Origin of the sequence: Tenacibaculum aquimarinum, assembly GCF_022478115.1 — a bacterium.
Taxonomy (GTDB): Bacteria; Bacteroidota; Bacteroidia; order Flavobacteriales; family Flavobacteriaceae; genus Polaribacter; species Polaribacter aquimarinum_A.
In genome coordinates this window covers 738,289-756,254 of record NZ_JAKGSC010000001.1, presented here as the reverse complement: position 1 = coordinate 756,254, position 17,966 = coordinate 738,289, and the positions used below count along the sequence as shown (strand labels likewise).

General features: G+C 32.0%; 12 protein-coding genes. 9 read left to right on the top strand and 3 right to left on the bottom strand.

Translation table 11 applies throughout. The features are described 5' to 3' along the window. The first annotated feature begins 11 nt into the window (after positions 1–11). The 6 genes from proC to argH all read left to right on the top strand — a co-directional run bounded on the left by proC (position 12) and on the right by argH (position 6,121). Complete coding sequence (gene proC / locus L1S33_RS03555) at positions 12–812, top strand: pyrroline-5-carboxylate reductase (protein ID WP_240561259.1); 801 nt, start codon at positions 12–14, stop codon at positions 810–812. After that, positions 809–1,936, top strand: coding sequence for an aspartate aminotransferase family protein (locus tag L1S33_RS03550; RefSeq protein WP_240550929.1), 1,128 nt, complete (start codon positions 809–811; stop codon positions 1,934–1,936). The genes proC and L1S33_RS03550 overlap by 4 nt, the downstream gene beginning before the upstream one ends. Continuing rightward, positions 1,933–2,871 carry an N-acetylornithine carbamoyltransferase gene (locus L1S33_RS03545; RefSeq protein ID WP_240561258.1) on the top strand — a complete coding sequence of 313 codons (939 nt, stop codon included), beginning with the start codon at positions 1,933–1,935 and terminating at the stop codon, positions 2,869–2,871. The genes L1S33_RS03550 and L1S33_RS03545 overlap by 4 nt, the downstream gene beginning before the upstream one ends. 71 nt (positions 2,872–2,942) lie before the next feature. Beyond that, the gene (gene argB / locus L1S33_RS03540) at positions 2,943–3,719 is read left to right on the top strand and encodes an acetylglutamate kinase (RefSeq protein WP_240550930.1); all 777 of its coding nucleotides are present in this window, start codon (positions 2,943–2,945) and stop codon (positions 3,717–3,719) included. A gap of 1 nt (position 3,720) precedes the next feature. Then, positions 3,721–4,788 (top strand): M20 family metallo-hydrolase, encoded by a 1,068-nt coding sequence (locus L1S33_RS03535; protein ID WP_240561257.1) that lies wholly within the window; start codon positions 3,721–3,723, stop codon positions 4,786–4,788. Positions 4,789–4,846: 58 nt separating this feature from the next. Beyond that, entirely contained in the window at positions 4,847–6,121 is a 1,275-nt protein-coding gene (argH, locus tag L1S33_RS03530; protein WP_240561256.1) for an argininosuccinate lyase, read from the top strand. Positions 6,122–6,206: 85 nt separating this feature from the next. Here the strand turns inward: argH and L1S33_RS03525 are convergent, their stop codons facing one another. Then, a complete protein-coding gene (locus L1S33_RS03525; protein WP_240561255.1) occupies positions 6,207–7,670 on the bottom strand; it encodes a glutamate synthase subunit beta in 1,464 nt (487 codons plus the stop codon). Positions 7,671–7,674: 4 nt separating this feature from the next. Continuing rightward, a complete protein-coding gene (gltB, locus tag L1S33_RS03520; RefSeq protein WP_240561254.1) occupies positions 7,675–12,189 on the bottom strand; it encodes a glutamate synthase large subunit in 4,515 nt (1,504 codons plus the stop codon). Between the two features lie 444 nt (positions 12,190–12,633). On the opposite strand from gltB, the gene L1S33_RS03515 reads away from it, so the two are divergent. From L1S33_RS03515 to L1S33_RS03505, 3 genes are read left to right on the top strand one after another with little or no spacing between them, the layout of a single operon-like run. Next, complete coding sequence (locus tag L1S33_RS03515) at positions 12,634–13,623, top strand: outer membrane beta-barrel protein (RefSeq protein ID WP_240561253.1); 990 nt, start codon at positions 12,634–12,636, stop codon at positions 13,621–13,623. 32 nt (positions 13,624–13,655) lie between these two features. Next, positions 13,656–14,006 (top strand): P-II family nitrogen regulator, encoded by a 351-nt coding sequence (locus tag L1S33_RS03510; protein ID WP_072556458.1) that lies wholly within the window; start codon positions 13,656–13,658, stop codon positions 14,004–14,006. A 6-nt stretch (positions 14,007–14,012) separates the two neighbouring features. Then, a complete protein-coding gene (locus tag L1S33_RS03505) occupies positions 14,013–15,239 on the top strand; it encodes an ammonium transporter (protein WP_240561252.1) in 1,227 nt (408 codons plus the stop codon). Between the two features lie 144 nt (positions 15,240–15,383). On the opposite strand, the gene L1S33_RS03500 is transcribed toward L1S33_RS03505, so the two are convergent. Further along, positions 15,384–17,963: a phosphoenolpyruvate carboxylase gene (locus tag L1S33_RS03500; RefSeq protein ID WP_240561251.1), complete on the bottom strand. Its 2,580-nt coding sequence runs from the start codon at positions 17,961–17,963 to the stop codon at positions 15,384–15,386. Between the last annotated feature and the right edge of the window lie 3 nt (positions 17,964–17,966).

Here is a 17,966-nt window from a genome sequence, read left to right as displayed (position 1 = left end):
AGAATATAACTATGAAAATAGCCATTATAGGAACAGGAAATTTAGGTAAATCTATTGCAAAAGGTTTAATTACCAATAATGCAATTACAAGTTTATACTTAACCAAAAGAGATTTGGATGGAGTAAAGGAGTTTGATGGTTATAAAAATGTGCGTTTAACTACAGATAATATTGAAGCTGTTAAACAATCTGACATTATTATTTTTGCAATTCAACCTGTTCATTTTGAAGCAATTTTAAATGACGTAAAGTCTTTTTTAACCGAAAAACATGTTTTAATTTCTACAATTACAGGTTTCTTAATTCCTAAAATAGAAGGAATAGTTGGTGCAGACAAATTTATTATCAGAGCTATGCCAAATACAGCAATTGCTGTTGGTAAATCGATGACGTGTTTGTGTAGTAATGAGCAAGGTAAAAAACGTATTAAGATTGCGGAAGCTATTTTTAATCGTTTAGGACATTCTTTGAGTATTCCTGAGAGCCAAATGCAAGCAGCAACCGTGGTTTGTGCAAGTGGAATTGCTTTTTGGATGCGCTTAATTAGAGCAACCACACAAGCTGCAATTCAGTTAGGTTTTGATGCAAAAGAAGCACAAGAATTGGCAATGTTTACAAGTGAAGGAGCTGCTAATTTGTTGATTACAAATGGAAATCATCCTGAAGAAGAAATTGACAGAGTTACTACACCACAAGGTTGTACTATTGAAGGTTTAAATGAAATGGAACATAAAGGGTTAAGTTCTTCTTTAATTCAAGGAATGGTTGCTTCATTTAATAAAATTAATAACATCAAAAAAGAACAAATATGAGTTTATTTAACGTGTATCCACTTTTCGACATTACTCCTGTAAAGGCAGAAGATGTGTATGTTTTTGATGAAAATGAAACCGAATATTTAGATTTATATGGCGGACACGCTGTAATTTCTATTGGGCATTCGCATCCAAAATATGTAAAAAACATTAGCGAACAGGTTGCTAAAATTGGGTTTTATAGTAATTCTATTCAGAATCCGTTACAAGTAGCATTAGCAGCTAAGCTTGGTAAACTATCCGGTTGTAAAGATTATCAATTATTTTTATGTAATTCTGGAGCAGAAGCAAACGAAAATGCTTTGAAACTAGCTTCTTTTCATAACGGAAAGAAAAAGGTGATTGCTTTTAAAAACGGATTTCATGGTAGAACATCTGCAGCTGTTGCTGCAACAGATAATCCGAAAATTGTTGCACCAATTAACGCACAGCAAGAAGTTGAAATTTTAGAACTAGGAGATTTAAAATCTCTGGAAAATTCTTTAGCTAAAAACGATGTTTGTGCAGTAATTATAGAATTTATACAAGGTGTTGGTGGTTTAGATGAAAGCACCTCAGAGTTTTACGAAGCTATAAACACGCTTTGTAAAAAATACAGTACGTGTTTTATTGCAGATGAAGTACAATCTGGTTTTGGTAGAACTGGAGATTTCTTTGCCTTTCAAAAATACAATGTTACTCCAGATATTATTTCTATAGCAAAAGGGATGGGAAATGGTTTTCCGATTGGCGGAATTTTAATTCATCCAGATGTTAAAGCTTCTTTTGGTCTACTAGGAACTACTTTTGGTGGAAATCATTTAGCTTGTGTAGCTTCTTCAACTGTTTTAGAGGTAATTGAGGAAGAAAATTTAATGCAAAATGCTAAAGAAATTTCAACTTATTTTATTGAAAAAGCTAAAGAAATTTCTGAAATAAAAAATATAAAAGGGCGTGGTTTAATGTTAGGATTGGAGTTTGATTTTCCAGTTGCAGAACTTCGTAAAAACTTAATTTTTCAGCATAAAATATTTACAGGAAGTGCAAAGAACCCTAATTTATTAAGAATTCTTCCACCGTTAACGATTAAAAAAGAACATATCGATCAATTTTTTAAAGCTTTGAAAATCGAATTATCATGAAAAAATACACACATATAAATGATATTGACGACATCAATTCATGGATTGAAGATGCTAAAAAAATAAAAGAAAATCCTTTAAAGGATAAAGAATTAGGTGAAAATAAAACGTTAGGTTTATTATTCTTTAATTCAAGCTTACGTACACGTTTAAGTACACAAAAGGCAGCTTTAAATTTAGGAATGGATCCGATTGTTATGAATGTTTATGGTGATGCTTGGGGAATAGAATTTGGAGATGGAACCGTTATGGATGGAAATACTGCAGAGCATATTAAAGAAGCTGCAGCTGTAGTTTCTCAATATTGTGATGTTATTGCTGTAAGGGCTTTTCCTAGTTTAACAGACAAAGAGAAAGACGAATCTGAACAGGTTTTAAATTCTTTTGTAAAATATGCTTCTGTACCAATTATAAATATGGAAAGCGCAACAAGTCATCCGTTACAAGGTTTAACAGATGCACTTACAATTGCTGAAAATTCAACAAAAAAGAAGCCAAAAGTTGTTTTAAGTTGGGCGCCACACACTAAAGCTTTACCACATGCAGTTGCCAATAGTTTTACACAAGTAATGCAAAAAATGGATGTTGATTTTGTAATTGCGAATCCTGAAGGATATAATTTGAATTCAGAAATCACGAAAGACATACCTATTTATCATAATCAAGAAGAAGCTTTTAAAGATGCAGATTTTGTGTATACTAAAAATTGGAGTTCTTATGATGAATACGGAAAGGTTTTAAAAACCGATTCAGATTGGTTAATTACTAAAGAAAAAATTAGTCAAGCTAAATTTATGCATTGCTTGCCTGTTAGAAGAAATGTTGTTGTAGAAGATGCTGTTTTAGATAGTGATTCTTCTTTGGTTATTGAACAAGCAAATAATAGAACTTTTGCTGCACAATTGGTTTTGAAAAAAATTCTAGAAGACTTGTAAAGTCTTCGTAATTCTGAACTTGATTCAGAATCTAACAATAAAAAAAAGATACTGAAACAAGTTCAGCACTTATGGAAAAACTATCAATCATAAAAATTGGGGGAAATATTATTGAAGATGAAACTTCTTTAAATGCTTTTCTTAAATTGTTTTCTAATCTAGAAGGAAATAAAATTCTAGTTCATGGTGGAGGAAAACGTGCAACTCACATTGCATCTAAATTGGGCATAGAATCTAAAATGGTAAATGGTAGACGCATTACAGATGCAGAAACTTTAGAAGTAATTACCATGGTTTATGGTGGTTTGGTTAATAAAAATGTAGTGGCTAAATTACAAGCTTTAAACATTGATGCTATTGGTTTAACAGGTGCAGATATTAATAGTATAAAATCAGAAAAAAGACCTGTAAAAGAGGTTGACTTTGGTTTTGTTGGTGATGTGAAAGAGGTTGCTACTAACTCAATAGACAAATTAATTAAAGCGGATTTTACGCCTGTTTTTTGTGCGATTACGCACGATGGAATCGGACAATTACTAAACACAAATGCAGATACTATTGCAAGTACAATTGGTGTTGGAATGAGTAAAATTTATGATACATCAATTTATTATTGTTTTGAATTGAACGGTGTTTTAAAAGATTTTAATGATAAAAATTCAGTTATAAAAACTATTAATTCTAACACCTATAAAGAATTATTAGCGACTGAAATTATTACTGACGGAATGATTCCGAAAATAGATAATTGCTTTGATGCTTTAAACAATGGAGTATCTAAAGTACATATTGGAAACACTGCTATGTTAACAAAAGAGAACGACAATTTTACAACTATTACATTATAAAATGAATATCGAAAAATTAACAGAAAACGCAATTTCACTTTTAAAGAATTTGATTGAAACAGAATCATTTTCTTCCGAAGAAGAAAATACAGCCAAACTTATTGAAACTTGGTTTATAGAGAACGAAATTCCGTTTAAAAGAACTAAAAATAACGTTTGGGCAACCAATAAATATTTTGATGAAAGCAAACCAACATTATTACTAAACTCTCATCACGATACAGTAAAACCTAATTCTGCTTATACAAACGATCCTTTAAAAGCGATTGTTGAAGACGGTAAATTATATGGTTTAGGTTCAAATGATGCTGGTGGTTGTTTGGTTTCTTTAATTGCAGCTTTTACCAATTTTTACGCGCAAGAAAACCTAAAATACAATTTGGTAATTGTGGCTTCTGCGGAAGAAGAAAGTAGTGGTCCAGATGGATTAAACAGTATGCTTTCTATAATTCCGCATGTAGATGTTGCCATTGTTGGAGAACCCACTTTAATGAACTTAGCAGTTGCAGAAAAAGGTTTAGTTGTTTTTGATGCTGTTGTAGAAGGAACTCCAAGTCATGCAGCACATCCAAATAATAACAATTCAATTTACAATACCATTGAAGTTTTACAATGGTTTAAAGATTTTAAGTTTGAGAAAACTTCTGAAGCTTTAGGCGATGTAAAAATGACTGTTACTCAAATTAACGCTGGTAAACAGCACAATGTTGTTCCTGCACATGTAGATTTGGTTGTGGACGTTCGTGTAAATGATGCATATTCTAATCAAGAAATTGCAGATTTATTACAAGAACAATCACCTTGCACCAAAATAACACCAAGAAGTTTACGATTAAATTCGTCTTCTATTTCTACAGAACACGATTTAGTAAAAGCAGGAATTGAAATGGGAAGAGAAACCTATGGTTCTCCAACCTTATCAGATCAATCAGTATTAACCTGTCAATCTTTAAAATTAGGTCCTGGAGACAGCACACGTTCACATTCTGCGAATGAATTTATTTATTTAGCTGAAATTGAAGAAGGAATTAAAATATACGTTGAGTTGTTAAATAGAGTAATTGCTTAAAAGACAAAGCGAAAACAATTACACAAATAAACATTTACACGATTAAACATCAAGAATTATGAAACTTTGGGATAAAGGATTTTCAATAGATAAACAAATAGAAAACTTTACAGTTGGTAATGATAGAGAAATTGATATTCACATTGCAAAATATGATGTTCAGGCTTCTTTGGCGCACGCAATAATGCTAGAGTCTATTGGTATTATTACTACTGATGAATTAAAAGACCTTAAAAAAGGTTTGCAAGAATTAGCTGTTGATATCGAAAACGGAACCTTTGTTATTGAACCTTCTTTTGAAGACGTACACTCTAAAATTGAATGGGAATTAACGAATAAACTAGGTGAAGTTGGTAAGAAAATTCACACTGCTCGTTCTAGAAACGATCAAGTTTTAGTAGCGCTTCAATTGTATTATAAAGAGAATTTAGCTATTGTTAATGATAAAGTAAAAACACTTTTTGATACACTGTTAGGTTTAGCAGGAACTCACAAAGAAAGTCTTTTACCAGGTTACACGCATTTACAAGTGGCAATGCCGTCATCATTTGGATTATGGTTTTCTGCATACGCAGAACTGTTAATTGATGATGTATATATGCTAAATGCAGTTTCTAAAGTTGTAGACCAAAATCCTTTAGGTTCTGCAGCTGGTTATGGTTCTTCTTTTCCTATTGATAGAGAATTAACAACAAAAGAATTAGAGTTTGCAACACTAAAATACAATGTAGTTGCAGCGCAATTAAGTCGTGGAAAAAGTGAACGCTCTATTGCTGCTACTTTAGGCGGGTTGTGTAATACAATGTCTCGTTTTGCAATGGATGTTTGTTTGTATATGAGTCAGAATTTTGGGTTTATTTCTTTTCCAGATGAATTAACAACAGGAAGTAGCATTATGCCACACAAGAAAAACCCTGATGTTTTTGAATTGATTCGTGGAAAATGCAATAAAATTCAAGCTTTACATTCAGAAATGTTATTAATCACCAATAATTTACCAACAGGATATCACAGAGATTTTCAATTATTAAAAGAAAATATTATTGCTGCTTTTGAAGATGTTAAAGATATTTTAGACATCTTTAATTACTCAATTCAGCAAGTAATTGTAAAAGATATTGATTTGAATGATGAGAAATACCAATACTTATTTACAGTAGATTCTATCAATAATTTAGTAGTTAAAGGCATGTCTTTTAGAGAAGCGTATCAACAAATTGGCGGACAAGTACAAGCAGGAACTTATAAACCAGATTTAGGAAAACAACATTCTCATGTTGGTAGCATTCATAATTTATCTTTGGATAAAATTGCTGAGAAATATCCGAAGTAATTGTTTTTAAAAAAATATAAACACAAAAAAGCATCTGAAAATCAGATGCTTTTTTTATTATAAAATATTTAGTTTCTCTATCAATTTAAAGACCTACTAAATCTCCTTCTTCATTTTTAGTTGCCAAATCAGATTTTCCCATTAAATAAATATCTACTTGACGTGCTGCTTCTCTTCCTTCAGATATTGCCCAAACGATTAAAGACTGACCTCTACGCATATCTCCTGCAGTAAAAACATTAGGAATATTAGTTTGATATTTTCCGTAGGTTGCTTTATAATTAGAACGAACATCTCTATCTAAGCCTAATTTATCTGCAATAGTGCTTTCTGGACCTGTAAAACCTAAAGCTAATAATGCTAAATCACATTTCCATGTTTTCTCAGTACCTGCAATTTCAATAAGTTTTGGACGTTCACCAGGAACCATTTCCCACTCTACATTTACCGTTTTTAAAGCAGTTAGTTTTCCTTTAGCATTGGTAACAAATTCTTTGGTATTTATTAACCAATTTCTTTCAACACCTTCTTTATGAGACGTCGAAGTTTTTAACTGCAATGGCCAATAAGGCCAAGGTGTTGCTGGTGATCTATGTCCTGGAGGTTTTGGCATAATTTCAAAGTTAACTACCGATTTTGCTCCTTGTCTGTTAGATGTACCAATACAATCTGATCCTGTATCTCCACCACCAATTACAATTACATTTTTATCCGTTGCTAAAACTTGATCTTTTACTTTTTGACCAAAAACAACTTTTGTTTGCTGTGTTAAAAAGTCCATTGCTTGCACAACTCCATCAGCATCAATTCCTGGTGTTGGTAAACTTCTTCTTTCAGTAGCTCCTCCACAAAGCACAACTGCATCAAACTTTTTTAAGTCTTCAACATCATAATTAACACCAACATTTACGTTTGTTTTAAAGACAATTCCTTCAGCTTCTAATATTGCTAAACGACGATCTATAATACCTTTTTCCATTTTAAAATTAGGAATTCCGTAACGTAATAATCCACCAATAGCATCATCTCTTTCAAAAACAGTAACGGTGTGTCCAGCTCTATTTAATTGTTGTGCTGTTGCTAAACCTGCTGGTCCAGAACCTACAACTGCAATAGTTTTACCCGTTCTTACTTTTGGTGGTTGAGGTTTAATCCAACCTTCTTTAAAAGCACGTTCTACTATATTTTTTTCAATATTTTCTATTGAAATTGGATCTTCAATAATACCTAAAACACATGCTTGCTCACAAGGAGCAGGACATAAACGTCCTGTAAATTCAGGAAAATTATTTGTTGAGTGTAATATCCAAGATGCTTTTTGCCATTCACCTTGGTGAACCATATGATTAAAATCTGGAATTAGATTACCTAACGGACAACCACTATGGCAAAATGGAATTCCACAATCCATACAACGAGAACCTTGTTCTGCCATGTCTTTATCCTTTAAAGGAACTGTAAACTCATTATAATGCTTTACACGATCCTTTACTGGCTTGTAAGACTCATCTTTTCTTTCGAATTCTTTAAAACCTGTTACTTTTCCCATTGTCCTATACTGTTTCTAATTCTTCTACCATTTGTACTTCTGTCTCTAAACGTTTTAGAGCACGCTTGTATTCCGTTGGCATTACGCGAACAAAATTCTTTAAGCTTGTTTCCCAATTAGCTAATAATTTTTCACCTAATTTACTTTCTGTATATTTTACATGCTTTTCAATCATGGCTTTTAAATCATTTGCATCTTTTTTGAGAATTTTTTCAAACTCAATTGTTTCCATGTTACATAATCCGTTTACAAACTTGTTTTCTGGATCATATACATAAGCAATTCCTCCACTCATTCCCGCAGCAAAGTTTCTTCCTGTTTTACCAAGAACAACTACTTTTCCTCCAGTCATATACTCACAACAGTGATCTCCAACTCCTTCTACAACTGTTATTGCTCCAGAATTTCTAACAGCAAAACGTTCGCCTGCTATTCCATTTATATACGCTTCTCCACTAACTGCTCCAAACAAGCAAACATTACCAATAATGATGTTATTTTCTGCAATAAAATCTGCTTTGACTGGTTTTTTAACAATTAGTTTAGCTCCAGATAAACCTTTTCCTAAATAATCGTTTGTATTTCCTTCTAGCTTAAACGTTAAACCAGGTGCACCAAAAGCTCCAAAACTTTGACCTGCTGAGCCTTCAAAATTGATATTCAATGTATCTTCAGGTAATCCTAAATGACCATATATTTTTGAAATTTCATTACTAACAATAGCTCCAACTGTACGATTGGTGTTCTTTATTGGATATGAAAGTGCCATTTGTTCTTTTCTATACAATGCACGATGCGAATCTTTAAGAATTGTAAAGTCTAAAACATTGTCTAAGTTATGTTCTTGTTTTTCAGAATTTTTAACAGGCATTTCTCTGTAAGCAGCTGGTCTGTGTAAGATTGAAGATAAATCTAAACCTTTAGCTTTATAATGTTTGATGGCTTTATTAGCATTTATTTTATGCGTTTGACCAATCATTTCTGCCATAGATCTAAACCCTAATTCTGCCATAATACTTCTTAATTCTTCTGCTATATAATAGAAGAAATTAATAACGTGTTCTGGTGTTCCTTTAAAGTTTTTACGCAACTCTTTATCTTGTGTTGCAATACCAACCGGACAGGTGTTTAAATGACATTTACGCATCATAATACATCCTGATGCTACTAAAGGAGCTGTTGCAAAACCAAATTCTTCTGCTCCTAATAATGCTGCAATTGCTACATCTCTTCCTGTTTTTAATTGACCATCACATTCTACAACAATTCTACTTCTTAAATTATTAAGTACTAAAGTTTGTTGTGCTTCTGCTAAACCAAGTTCCCAAGGTAAACCTGCATGCTTTAGAGATGTTAAAGGTGATGCACCTGTTCCACCATCATAACCAGCAATTAAAACTACATCTGCTTTTGCTTTTGCAACACCTGCAGCAATAGTTCCAACACCAACTTCTGATACTAATTTTACATTAATTCTTGCTTCACGATTTGCATTTTTTAAATCGTAAATTAATTGTGCTAAATCTTCAATTGAATAAATATCGTGATGCGGAGGCGGAGAAATTAATCCAACAAATGGTGTTGAATTTCTTGCTGATGCAATCCATGGTAATACTTTTTCACCAGGTAATTGACCACCTTCTCCAGGTTTTGCTCCTTGTGCCATTTTAATTTGAATCTCTTTAGCATTAGCTAAATAATGAGAAGTTACTCCAAAACGACCCGAAGCTACTTGTTTTATAGCAGAATTTCTACTGTCTCCATTTACATCTGGTTGAAAACGTCTTCTATCTTCTCCTCCTTCTCCAGAATTAGATTTCCCTCCAATTCTGTTCATTGCAATTGCTAAATTTTCATGTGCTTCTCTAGAAATTGATCCGTAAGACATTGCTCCCGTTTTAAAACGTTTTACAATTTCTGTCCAAGGTTCTACTTCATCAATTGAAATTGGATCAATATTATTAAATTCGAATAAACCACGAATGGTCATTAAATTTTTTGATTGCTCGTTGATAGTTTTTGCATACACATCATAACTTGCTTGATCGCTTAACCTTACAGCTTGTTGTAATTTTGCAACTGTTGTTGGATTAAATAAGTGCTTTTCTCCTGTACGTCTCCATCTATAATCTCCACCAATATTTAAACCTAAACTCTTATTAACTTCTGTTGTTGGATATGCGTGTTTATAACGTAAATTAATTTCTTTTTCAATTTCATACAATCCAATTCCTTCAATTCTAGACGCTGTATATGGGAAGTATTTTTCTACAAATTGAGAATTAAAACCTACAATTTCGAATATTTGAGAACCTCGGTACGAGTGTAACGTTGAGATTCCAATTTTGTTCATTACTTTTAAAATACCTTTTCCAATAGCAGTATTAAAATTATCAACCGCTTTTTGCTCGTCCATTCCAGTTATAAAACCTTCTTTTACTTGCGATCTAATAATTTCATTAACCATATATGGATTAACGGCACTTGCGCCATAACCAAATAAAGTAGCAAAATGATGTGGTTCACGTGGTTCTGCTGATTCAATAATAATATCGAAATAAGAACGCTTACGTAAACGATTCATTTGATGGTTTACATAAGAACATGCTAATAAAGCTGGTATTGGAGCAAATTCTTCATTTACACCTCTATCTGATAAAATTATAATGTTTGTTTTTCTATCTAGTGCTTTTTCAATTTGAACAATAATATTATCTAAAGCGTCTTCTAGTCCATTAAGTCCTTTATCTTTTTGGTATAAAATACTTACAGTTTCTGCTTTAAAACTTTCAACAGAAATGTTTCTTATTTTGTCTAAATCGTCATTTGAAATTACTGGATTCTGAATTTTTAATTTTCTACATTGTCTTTCAGTAATACTAAAAATGTTTCTATCCTTACCTAATGATAAACTAATGTCTGTTACTATTTCTTCACGAATTCCGTCTAAAGGCGGATTAGTTACTTGCGCAAATAATTGCTTAAAATAGTTTGAAATTATTTGAGGTTTGTTAGATAAAACAGCCAAAGGAGTATCAATTCCCATAGAACCTAAAGCTTCTTTAGATTTTTGAGCCATTGGTGTAATTACCTCTTGTATATCTTCAAAAGTATAGTTAAATAAACGTTGTCTTGTTCTAATATCGGTAGTTTCTACTGGGCAAGTTTCACCTGTATAAGGTAAATCTTTTAAATGTAATCTTGTTTTATCTAACCACTTTTGATACGGTCTTTCTTTAACAATTTTACTCTTTATTTCTTCGTCATTTATAATTCTACCTTGGTTCATGTCTACTAAAAACATTTTTCCAGGCTCTAAACGTCCGTGACTTTCTACATCTTCTGGATCGATATCAACAACACCAATTTCCGAAGACATAATCAGTTTTCCACTTTTAGTAACTGTATATCTTGACGGTCTTAATCCGTTTCTGTCTAATAATGCACCAATATAATTTCCGTCTGTAAATGGTACAGAAGCTGGTCCATCCCAAGGTTCCATAATACAAGAGTTGTACTCGTAAAATGCTTTACGTTCTGGAGACATTGTTTTGTGTTTTTCCCAAGCTTCAGGAATCATCATCATCATTACTTCTGGTAAAGAACGTCCTGTATGTGTTAACAATTCAACAACCATATCCATTGAAGCTGAATCTGATTTTCCTGGCAATATAATTGGAAATAATTTTTCTATTTGTGGTCCAAAGACATCACTTTTCATGATTTCTTCTCGCACTCGCATTCTACTAACATTACCACGCAATGTGTTTATTTCACCATTTTGGCACATAAACCTAAAAGGTTGCGCTAGCTCCCAAGTTGGCATTGTGTTAGTTGAAAAACGTTGGTGTACCAATGCTAAACGCGTTACTAAATCCGTTGCTTGTAAATCTTTATAATAAGGTCCAATGTCTTCAGGCATTATAATACCTTTATAAATAAGTGTATTGGTTGATAAACTAGACACATAGAAGTAAGAACTTTGCGACATTTTTGAGTTCGCAATAGCATGTTCCGTTATTTTACGTGCAGCATATAATTTTGCATTAAAGTCTTTTTCAGAAACTTCGTTAGATTTCCCAACAAAAAGTTGCTCAATATTTGGTTCTGATGCTAACGCTATTTCTCCAAGTTGCGTAGAATCTACAGGTACCTCTCTCCATCCAATTACAGAAAGACCTTGCGCAATAATTTCTTTTTCAAAAGTATCTTTACAAAACTTATATTGGTTAATGTTTTTTGGTAAAAACACCATTCCAACAGCATATTTTCCTTTTACAGGAACCTTAAACCCACAAACTCTTCTAAAGTACGCATGCGGTATATCTATTAACAATCCTGCTCCATCTCCTGTTTTTCCATCAGAGCTTACACCTCCACGGTGTTCTAACTTTACAAGAATCTCTAATGCATCATGTATTATTTGATTTGTCTTCTCTCCTTTAAGGTTACAAATAAACCCAGCACCGCAATTTTCATGTTCAAATTCGGGCAAATAAAGTCCTTGCTTCTTCAGCATATTCAAAAAAAATTTAAAGGTTTTTACACCATATTACACCTCTAATATAAACCCAAGTATTCAATTAAAAAAAAAGTTGAATCACTTTTTCGAAATTCATAATCTAAAGGTAAAAAAAAGAATTATACATATTAAAAAGCCTTTTATTCTATTAAATAAGCAATGAAAGAAATGAGTAAATATTGATTTTTTATTGCGAAAAATTCTACAAAAATTAAATATTGATAAAAATAATTCATTAAAAATTAAATATTGATGAAAATTAAATAATTAAAAAATGTTGAATTTATAAAAAACACATCCTAATTTTATTAAACTCAATAAATAATATATGTTAAAATAACATAATCATAAAAATGAAATTTCAGTGTCCATTTATTTTTTTTTGAAGCATTTTTTGAGATAGATTTGAGGGCTTAATACATAAACTAAAACAACTTAATTATGAAAAAAATTATTTTTACTTTATTATTAGCAACTAGCTTAATAGTAACTGGACAAGAAAAAGAAGAAAAAGGTAAATTTACCTTAAGTGGAACTGTAGATGTATATGGAACTGCAAACTTTGTAGATGGATCTGGAACTCCTGGAATACTAATTGCTAATCCTGGAAATGCAAATGGATTTGGTTTAGGTTTTGCAAATACAGTATTTGGTTATACAAAAGGAAAAGCTGGAGTTGTAGCTGATATTGCTTTTGGACCAAGAGCAGATGATGCTAATATGGCTGGAGCAATAAATCAATTATATGCTTACTATGAGGTGAGTGATAAAGTAACAATTACTGCAGGTCAGTTCAATACTTTTTTAGGCTACGAGGTTATTAATCCTTCAGCAAACTTTAACTATACTGTTTCTTATTTATTTAATGCAGGTCCTTTTTCTCATACAGGAGTTAAATTAGATTATGCTTCTTCTGAAGACTTATCTTTTATGCTAGCACTTACAAATGCGCACGGTATTTCTAGTGCAGATGGTAACTTTGGAGGAGACATGCAAATTGGTGGTCAAATTGGGTACAAAGGTCAATTCTTAAACGTAATTTACGGTTCTGATGGATCATCTGATGATGCTTTATATTTAGACTATACAGGTGGTTTTGATTTATCTGACACGTTCTTTTTAGGAATAAATGCTGCTTATGCAAACTCTGTGGATACAGATTCTGGTTATACAGGTGCAGCTTTATATTTACAAAACACATTCTCAGATACGTTTGCTTTAGGTTTACGTCCTGAATATTTTCAAGTAAGTGCAGGTGCTGCTGATGCAGATGTTTTTGCTTTAACTTTAACAGCTAATGCATCTTTAACCGATAACTTAAAATTGATTACTGATTTAAGATATGATTCTTCGGAAGATGGATTAATTGAAGCTTTTGCTGCAGAAAAAAGTGTATCTGCTTTAACTATAGCTGCAGTTTACTCTTTCTAAAAAAACAAATTAACTAACTAATAATTTTAATTATGAAAAAAATTGAAGCAATTATCAGAAAATCAAAGTTTTCTGTTGTAAAAAAAGCACTACATGATGTAGATGTAAACTTCTTCTCTTATTGGGATGTTACTGGTTTAGGTAATGAAAAAGAAGGACATGTCTACAGAGGTGTAAGTTATAGTACAAGTGATATTCAACGTAGATATTTATCTATAGTTGTAAATGATGATTTTGAACAAATTACAATCGATGCTATACTTAAATCTGCCGCTACAGGAGATGTTGGTGATGGTAAAATATTTGTATCAGATATATCAGAAGCATATCGTATACGTACTGGAGAAAAAGGAGGAGGAACTTTAAAGAAAATATCTAAATAAAAAAACATGGAAATTTTTACTACAAATAATGTATGGATGATGATCTGTACAGCACTAGTTTTCTTTATGCATACAGGTTTTGCATTTTTAGAAATTGGTTTAACAAGACAAAAAAACACAATAAACATACTATTCAAAAATATATTTATTATCACTGTAGGGTTATTACTTTACTATTTAGTAGGGTTTAATTTAATGTATCCTGGTTTTGCTGAAGGATCTGCAGGGATTTTAGACTTTGCTGGTTTTGGTATTGCTCCTCCAGAAAATGGAATGACTCCAGAATATGCAGATGGTGGTTATACTTGGTGGACAGATTTCTTATTTCAAGGAATGTTTGCAGCAACAGCAGCTACTATAGTTTCTGGTGCCGTTGCAGAACGTATGAAAATTGGACCATTTATGATTTTTACAGTAATATATGTTGGATTAATTTATCCAATTGCTGGTTCATGGAAATGGGGTGGAGGATTCTTAGACCAATTAGGTTTCTATGATTTTGCTGGTTCTACACTTGTACACTCTGTTGGTGGTTGGGCTGCTTTAGTTGCAGTTTGGTTACTTGGATCTAGAATAGGTAAATTTAAAGATGGTAAACCACAAGCAATTCCTGGACATAGTATTCCATTAGCAACAGCTGGTGTTTTAATTTTATGGTTAGGTTGGTTTGGATTTAATGGAGGTTCTGTACTTTCTGCAGATCCAGAATTAACATCTTTAACGTTAGTTACAACATGCTTAGCTGCTGCTGCAGGTGGTGTAGTTGCTGCTCTAGTTTCTTTTATTAGATATAAGAACCTAGATTTAACAATGTTCTTAAACGGTATTTTAGGAGGTTTAGTTGGTATAACTGCTGGTGCAGATGTAATGACACCAGAAAGCGCTATTTTAATTGGTGCTATTGCTGGAGCACTTATTGTATTTGCTGTTAGTTTTGTAGATGCAATTAAATTAGATGACCCAGTTGGAGCAATTGCTGTACACTTAATCTGTGGTATTTGGGGTACGTTAGCTGTTGGTATCTTTTCTACAAACCCAGATCATACATTTATAGCACAATTAACAGGTGTAGCTTGTTATGCTGCAATATGTATTGTATCATCTTTTATAATATTTTTCATATTAAAGAAAACAGTTGGAATAAGAGTTTCTGAAAAAGAAGAATTAGAAGGTCTTGATGCTCATGAACACGGTATGGATGCTTATCCAGACTTTAGATTGAACGAGCATTAATTTTAGTTAAATTCAAACTAAAACCTCGAAAAAAATATGTTTCGAGGTTTTTTTATGCAATAAATTTTTCTAAATGAAACCAAAAAAAAGGCCTGTCAATTTTAACAAATTGACAGGCCTAACTTTATAAATTGTTATTCTTTCTTAGGCAGAATTTCTACTAGCATTTATATTACCAAATAGAGAACGTGTTACCAATTTCTCATAAACTTTTATTTGTTCTTCATCTCTAGTTTCAGCTTTTTCAAGCTCCTGTATTTTCTTTAAAGCATATTGCTGTATCGTTAACAACGGTAAAACTATAGACTCTCTAACAGCAATAGATGCACTTCCAGCAGGCTCTTCTTGCATAAGCTCTGTGTAGCCAGTAAGTTTTAGAAGTAAGCGTTTAGATGTTTTATATTCTTCATAAATAACATTCCAAAAACCTCCATACTCTTCATCTTCACTCATATATTTTGTTAAATCGAAAAATGATTTTGATAATGACATCATGCTATTTTCAATTAACGTTTTAAAGAAATCTGAAGTTTTAAATAGCGTTTGTACTTTTTCAAATGTATTAGTGTCTTCATAGTATTTTAAAGCAGTTCCAACACCAAAGAAACCTGGTACGTTTTGTTTTAACTGACTCCAAGAACCTACAAAAGGTATTGCTCTTAAATCTTCAAAAACTAAGCCTTCCGCCTTTCCTCGCTTAGAAGGGCGACTTCCAATATTAGTTTTTGCATAATATTTTAAAGTACTCATATGTTCTAAATACGAAATGAATTTAGGGTGTGCCTTAAAATCTGAATATGCTTTATAGCTTCGTTCAGATAAATCTGTCATTACTTCCCTATTTTCAGGAAGCATACTTAAATCTTTATCGCTTAAACTATTATAAATACCTGAACTAATTAATTGTTCTAGGTTATATTGAGACGAATCTAATGTCCCGAAATTAGAACTAATTGTTTGTCCTTGTATTGTTAATTGTACTTCTTTATCTTCAATTGTTGGTCCTAGTGAAGCATAAAAATTATGCGTTTTTCCACCACCACGAGCTGGAGGTCCACCACGTCCATCAAAGAATATAACAGTAACACCGTATTTTCTTGAGATTGTAGTTAAGTTCTCTTTTGCTTTATAGATTGCCCAATTGGCCATTAAATAACCACCATCTTTTGTTCCATCACTAAAACCAAGCATAATTGTTTGCTTGTTTCCTCTAGATTTTAAATGTGCAGCGTATTCTGGATTTGTATACAAATCTTCCATTACTTGAGGCGCATTTTCTAAATCTGTAATAGTTTCAAATAAAGGCCCAACATCAACTGTAAGTTTATCTTGAAAAGCAACTAGTTTTAACATAGCAAACAACTGCATAACATGTAAAGTTGTTTGGTTATTACTAATAATATAACGGTTTGCTGCTACTTCTCCATTTGTAGTTTGAATGGTTTTTATAGCTTTCATTGTATTTAAAGCCTTCAGCGTTTCTTCATCTTTAATTAAAGATAAATCTACTGAACCTTCAACTTTAGACAATAATTTTACTTGTTCTGTTTCAGATAAATCATGATAATTTTCAGGAAATATAGCACTACCACTTTCAATTAAAGCGTTAACCATATCATTAAAAAACTGTTCATGTTTTCTACTATCTTGACGAATATCAAGATTAGCAAAATGAAAACCGAAAAGGTGAATTTTATTCAACAAACTATTTACTTCATCGACATAAAGCGATTGATGTTTGTCTATAATAACTTGTTTTATTTCTTTTAATTCAGCATTAAAAGACGTTAAAATTAAATCTGATTCCTGATTAGTAATCATTTTATATAACTCGCGTTCTAATATAGTTATACGGTTTTCCACACCTTCAAATGTTAGCTTTCTTCTTAATCGTCTAATGTCACGATAATAGTTTTTAATAACTGTATCTCGTAATCTATTAGCTACTTTTAATGTTATTTCTGGAGTTACAAATGGATTTCCATCTCTATCTCCTCCTGGCCAAAAGCCAATATTTATAATATCATTATTAATGTGTTCTCCTTCAAAAATATTTTGCTGAATATAATCGTAAATTGATCCAAAAGATTTATAAAACACATTTTCTAAATACCATATTAAACTAACAGCCTCGTCGTAAGGTGTAGGTTTTTGATGTTTAAAAAATGGCGTTTTTCCTAACTGTGCTAGAAGGTCGTTTATTTTAAGTAAATCATTCTCTCGAATAGCTTCAGTTAAATCTGTAATAATACCTAAAACTGAACCTGGGTAAAATTGTGTTGGATGTGCTGTTAGTACAATACGTACTTTAAATTCTTCAAGGTAAGCTTTAAGTGCTTCCAATTTATTTTCAGCAGAGGCACTTTCCTTTAAACTTCTAAGCGTACCAATTCCGTCCATATTATTTACCACAGGAAAAGCGGCATCTTCAATGGCATCAAACAATACAACTTGACGTTCTATATATTGAATAAATCTGAACAATAAATTAGTTTGACTCTCTTTTGATCTACTAGATTGATATTTTTTAAAAAAAGTCTCTACAATAGTTGTAGGATTGTCTTTTTGAGAAAATCCTTTCTGGCAAGTCTCATGAAAAAGAGGCAAAAGAGCACCTGTTTTAGTAATTGTATCAAAAGGAAGTGTCATAAATATACTATTGTATATTTGATACTTCGATAATACATTTTGATTAAACCTTGTGAGTTTTGGTTGTGTAGACATGTA